The sequence below is a fragment of the Acinetobacter sp. LipI_19 genome (assembly GCF_058242925.1).
Map to the genome: position 1 here is coordinate 1 of NZ_JBZAYK010000011.1, position 3774 is coordinate 3774.

General features: G+C 39.5%; 3 protein-coding genes. All 3 read left to right on the top strand.

Annotated features, from left to right (window positions below; translation table 11 throughout):
• The first annotated feature begins 462 nt into the window (after positions 1-462).
• A complete protein-coding gene (locus tag AC4CVF_RS22235; protein WP_490789990.1) occupies positions 463-873 on the top strand; it encodes a MobC family plasmid mobilization relaxosome protein in 411 nt (136 codons plus the stop codon).
• Positions 863-2677, top strand: a complete 1815-nt coding sequence (locus AC4CVF_RS22240) for a relaxase family protein (protein ID WP_490789991.1) — start codon at positions 863-865, stop codon at positions 2675-2677. Before AC4CVF_RS22235 ends, AC4CVF_RS22240 begins: the two co-directional genes overlap by 11 nt.
• An 84-nt stretch (positions 2678-2761) precedes the next feature.
• A complete protein-coding gene (locus tag AC4CVF_RS22245) occupies positions 2762-3262 on the top strand; it encodes a hypothetical protein (RefSeq protein WP_490789992.1) in 501 nt (166 codons plus the stop codon).
• The last annotated feature ends 512 nt before the right edge of the window (positions 3263-3774 follow it).

A 3774-nucleotide genomic window follows, 5' to 3' on the forward strand; every position in this document is an offset into this window, starting at 1 on the left:
CCTTGTCTGCATGGTCAGCAAAACCATGTGCGGATACGACCGATGCGTGGCTCCGTCAGCCCAGTTACAGGTTAATCGGCAATACTTAAGGGACGTTGATTTTAAATCAGCGACCCTTAGGGAAAGTATTGCCGAAACTCTCTCAACGTTCACCATCAGCCCGAGCAAAGCGAGGGGTGTGGGGACGGTGAGAAAGAGTTGAGTACCTTTCTTTTTATAAGATTCATGCTAATACTTATTAGGGTTTATATACGGTGTCATTTGATTTATTTGTATTGATTACATTCGCCCATTTTTAAATAAGCAAGGATACACAGCTACCCCTATTTAACTACGTTAAACAGTGATAGTCTGTGACCTTGATCAGGGGCTTCACCCCCGATACCCCCGAAAAGCTTTAAACCGCAAAATCAAAGATTTTCCAATTTAAAGCTTACAAAAGCCAAAGCAGGGTAGATTGAAATGTCAGGACAGGAACAACAAGATCATAAGCATGGTAAAGCCATTCGAGAGAGAACTTTTAAAGTCAGACTTTCAGAATCAGAGTATCAATTGCTTGATTCCAATAATCCTTATGGTTCGATTGCAAAATTACTTAGACAAGCAGCAATCGAGAAAGCTACTAAAATTCATAACTCGAAAGCAGAAGATGACCAAAAAATTAAAGCAACAAAGGTTGTTGAATCTTCGTATAACAAGACAGAGCGAACATTAATTTTAGAACTTAGTCGGATTGGTAATAATGTGAATCAGATTGCCAAAGCAGTAAATACAGATATTGCGGGTACTGGTGCTTTCGATAAAGTGAAATTACTTCATTTATTGATTTCAATTGATCAACAGCTTCGGGAGTTACGTCCAGATGATCGTTGATTTCTTTCGGCATGGTTCAGGTTTATCTAAAGGTTGTCTCGATTACTTATTGGGTGAAGATCGAGAGCGTGAACATGCACGAGTGCTCAGCGGTGATGTAGAACTGACAGCCCAACTCATTGATAGCAGTCCTTTTGCCAAAAAATATACCAGTGGTTGTTTGTCCTTTTATGAGCATGATTTATCTGACCAGGATAAACAGAAAATCATGCAAAATTTTGAGGAATGTTTATTTCCAGGACTAGATAAAGACCAATATCAAATTTTATGGGTACAGCATCAAGACAAAGTTAATCAGGACACAGGTGAGACAAGGCTTGAGCTCAATTTTGTGATTCCTAATGTTGAGCTTTCAACAGGAAAACGATTACAGCCATTCTATGCGCCAGTCGATTTAGATCGAGTCGATCTATTTAAGCAGATCACCAATACTGAACATTCACTGTATGACCCCGATGATCCTGAGCATCGACAGCTATTTTTAAATAAAAAGAACCTGCCCAAAGATATTAAGGATTTTAAAGAACAGTTACATCAATGTGTTTACCGAGCGGTTTCTAATGGGGAAGTTGCCGATCGGCAAGAATTGGTGCAATGGCTTGAATCGAATCAAATCAATGTCACTCGACAAGTAAAAAACTCCATATCCATTGAAAACCCGTATGAGGGCGCAAAACGTCCCATCCGTTTAGAGGGCGAGATTTATGAGCAAGGCTTTAGAGCTACTGGCGAATATCGACAAGAAGTACAACAACGAATTGAAGAATACAGAGGAACAGCTTCTGAGCGGTATCGAGCAAACGTCACAGAGTATCAGAGACAGCTTGACCACAAGAGCCAATATCACAGCGACCGCTATCCAACAGTCGGACGAGAAAATAGCCCAGAGCATTCAAAACAACGCCCAGACGGTCGAGAAGCAGTTGAGCCAGTATCAAGCCTTGCTGCAATCGAAATTGAGCCATTTAACGCAATTAAACGAGCAGATACAGAGCCAAGAACGGCAAGCCCAGAATCAAGCCGTACAGAAAAAACTTACCATTTTGAATATGGGACTGATTTCAGCAGCAGTTATTTTGCTTATAGCGATTTTCTCGCTTGGTCTCGTCACCAAAAACAAGTACAGCGAGATGCAGACGCTAAATACCGTAATCAACGAGAAACAAATGAGGGTCGACCATTTGAACAGATCGGGGGGCAGTTTGATGATCAGTACCTGCAAGCGACCAGACAGCAAAGCCCAGCGCCTATGTATTCAGATCAACAAGAAAGCAGGCGAATGGCAGAATGGCTACATGATTCCAATGGGGTATTAAACGATGACCGAATTAGAAACACAATTATTGAGAATCATCGAAGAACAACAGCAACAATTACTGCAACAACAAGTGCAATTGCAGAAGCAACAGCAAGCTTTAGACACAATGCAAACCAAGATTATCCAAGCCTTGTCAGCTCAATCAAAGATAATCGAGAGCGATCAGCAGAGCTTACAGCAAGCACAGAAATCATTATCGACAATACAGAAGCAATTTCACGAGCTAGAACGCAGTACAGCGAGCTATACCGAGCAGATCAATGGCAAAGTTCGAGAGATGAGCCAGATTACAGCCAACAACGAAGAAGCATTGGAGAGAATCTCAACCGTACAGCATTCAGTCTCGTTACAAGTGACCAAAGCTCAGCAAAATTTGCTCGAAACGTCAGAGATATTGAAAAAAATCTCGTCCAAATAAAAGAACATCAAAAAGAAATTGAGCAACCTCGGCCTAAGCAAGATCGAGGTATGGATTTTGGTATGTAATAATAAATATTATTAACGAATATTAGATATAAATAGTAAAGTGCGCATGACTTTATGCTAATTATTTATTACAGGAAATAGCAAGTGCCTAGATCAATAACTGACTATAACGAATCTACAAATCTACAAATAGATATGATTCATGATGTATTCATTGATAGATTTGAAGAGTTGAATATTATTGGGAAGTTAAATGTTTGTCGAGAGCATAGTGGTGGGCTCTTAGGATATATTACAGTATCAGTATTAGATATAGACATTCTTATTTTAAGGACAGGTCAAGATAAATACTGTATTCGATATTTAAATACCTATAACGTCTCTACTGATGAATCGGAACTTAATAGTCATTGTCAAAAAGTTTTCCGTGAAGCTCTAGATTCTGATTCATTTGATTCTTTTAGTATGTTTCCTGTAGAAATGTACTGTGGTCGAGGACTTTATGGTCAAACTAATGCATATCAGTTGGAAGTCAGTGTGGAGTCTGAAATTAACTCTATAAGCATTTGGGGCTTTACTCAGTATATTTTTGAAATTTGGAAAGACTTATATAAATTACTGCGTCTTATGGGAAGATCTTTATAATTTTAATTAAAATTAACTGAAAATTTAAGAGAAAAGCCCAATAACTCTTGCAAGTTATTGGGCTTTTCCATTAAATTCAATGGGTACAGTTATTTGATGCTTGCAACATCAATTAACGAAAGATCGGCAGAGCTTGCAACTCACACTGATATTCACCTTACGGCTAGTACCAGTTCCTATTTTAAAGAAAAGAACTAGTTTGACAAGCCTCAATTTGAAGTCCTTCGTTAATTCAGTAGTTTAAATCATCAAATAAGCACCTAATGGTCGAGCTTTATCTACTTCTGTGCGTCCTTTTTAAAGGAAGATATGCGGTGCATGTGGAGGGAATAAGTGTCACTGGTGCATCGTAGCGATAGTCGCAAGGCTAAACCGCTTACAGGGGATCTCACATAAGCGGAGCGTTGGAAGTAGTTGTATAGGTCGGTTAAGTTGCATGTTGGAGCAATCCTCGCAGAGATATCGCCATACTTCGACAGGGAGCGCGTGGGAGAAGGTGCAAAACCTTTAGT

What these genes read in the sequence shown, in the direction of transcription:
- AC4CVF_RS22235 (WP_490789990.1), top strand. Translation starts at nt 463, where the DNA reads ATGTCAGGACAGGAACAACAAGATCATAAGCATGGTAAAGCCATTCGA.
- AC4CVF_RS22240 (WP_490789991.1), top strand. Translation starts at nt 863, where the DNA reads ATGATCGTTGATTTCTTTCGGCATGGTTCAGGTTTATCTAAAGGTTGT.